The sequence below is a fragment of the Amazonocrinis nigriterrae CENA67 genome, from assembly GCF_016056305.1.
GTDB lineage: Bacteria > Cyanobacteriota > Cyanobacteriia > Cyanobacteriales > Nostocaceae > Amazonocrinis > Amazonocrinis nigriterrae.
In genome coordinates this window covers 1-1,671 of sequence record NZ_JAECZC010000109.1, presented here as the reverse complement: position 1 = coordinate 1,671, position 1,671 = coordinate 1, and the positions used below count along the sequence as shown (strand labels likewise).

Annotated in this window: 2 protein-coding genes and 1 pseudogene; all 3 read left to right on the top strand. The window is 42.2% G+C overall.

Annotation, left to right across the window (positions count from 1 at the left end; genetic code table 11):
• Positions 1-393 carry a GNAT family N-acetyltransferase gene (locus I8748_RS33505; protein ID WP_318781317.1) on the top strand — a complete coding sequence of 131 codons (393 nt, stop codon included), beginning with the start codon at positions 1-3 and terminating at the stop codon, positions 391-393.
• Positions 394-554: 161 nt separating this feature from the next.
• Positions 555-857, top strand: a pseudogene (locus I8748_RS33500) (HEAT repeat domain-containing protein); the annotation flags it as partial.
• A gap of 128 nt (positions 858-985) precedes the next feature.
• Positions 986-1,671 (top strand): ISAs1 family transposase (locus I8748_RS33495; RefSeq protein ID WP_198128791.1); only part of this gene is annotated, 686 nt, incomplete at its 3' end.

Sequence of the window (1,671 nt, the reverse complement as noted above, 5' to 3'; positions counted from 1 at the left end):
GTGCAGGGGTGCAGGGGTGCAGGGGTGCAGAGGAGCAGGGGAGCAGGGGAAGATAAGGAAGATAAGGGAGGAAATACTACCTCATCCCCCCCATCCCCCCACTCCCCTATCGCCTGTCTCTGGGTGGGAAATGCCATAGATCAAGTCCGAGGCGATCGCCACGCTCACATTTTTCTGCTTTACGTCGAGCCAGAACATCGACGACGGGGAATTGGTACAGCTTTGTTACGATATCTGGAAAATTGGGCAACTCAAAGAGGCGATCGCCAAATTGGATTGCAGGTGTTTCAATCCAACCAAGCCGCTTTAAATCTTTACAGTCAACTCGGTTATGAAAGCCAATCTCTGTGGATGGTAAAATCACTCAATAGCAATAAACAAACCGGTGCATAGAGTTAGCATCCTATAGCGTGTTAGTTATGGCAATTCTCCTGCGGCTAAAAGTCAAATAGATGGGTGAGAAAGTGTACAATAATCCAACTAAAACCTATCAAGCTTTGACTTGGTGACGTGGGGGGTTACATAAAAATCCCAACTGGGTATGCAAATAAAATATGTATGACGAAGACGATTTAAGCTTACTCGATGTAGAGGAAGAGCTAGAAAGCCCCCTAGATAAAATGGAGCCACTAACGGCCGAGTCAGAAGTGGCAAAGCCCGATCCAGAAGTAATGCTAGCTCTTTTGGAAAATCCCCAACCGCAGCAAAGGATGCTAGCGGCTCGTGCTTTTTGTGATATTGAAGATAGACGAGCTATTCCCTATCTGATTCGCTTGCTAACTGATACCTGTCCTTTAGTGCGAGTCAGTGCTGCTTATGGTATCGGACGTAATCCCAGTCCAGATGCGGTGGAACCGCAGGGCGAACGCATCTAAATGTAGTACATGTTTACTAAAAAAAGCCTAGTCGCTTGTGTCAGGGAGGTTAAGCGATCGGGTATTGATGGTAAAGTCATAGTGAAAGTAGAGTAAAGCCGTAAGAAAGCGTGAAGCTTAAGCCCAAAATTACCATTGCTGACCACTTCGCACAAATGTCAGACCCACGAATAGATCGCACAAAGCGACACAAGTTAATTGATATTTTGACTATTGCGATTTGTGCAGTAATCTGTGGAGCAGATAGCTGGGTAGCAATTGAATTATATGGCTGTACGAAGTTTGAGTGGTTAAAAACGTTTTTGGAGTTACCAAATGGGATACCATCACACGATACTTTTGCGCGAGTATTTGCACAATTGAATCCGCAGCAATTTCAGTCATGTTTTTTAAACTGGATGAAATCAGTACAGACAATAACTTCGAGTGAAGTAGTTGCAATTGATGGGAAAACTTTATGTGGTTCATATGATAAGAGTAATGATTCTTGTGCAATCCAAATGGTAAGTGCTTGGGCAACTACAAATAAATTAGTATTGGGACAGGTAAAGGTAAATTCTAAATCAAATGAAATTACAGCAATTCCGGAATTATTAAAAGTATTAGAATTGTCTGGATGTATCGTGACAATTGATGCCATTGGTTGCCAGAAAGAGATTGTGAAGTTAATCACGGAGAAATCAGCAGATTATGTAATCACATTAAAAAAGAATCAAGGCAATCTTTATGATGAAGTTGAAAAATTATTTAAAACAGGGATAAGCACGAGGTTTGAAGGAATAGAACACAGTACATA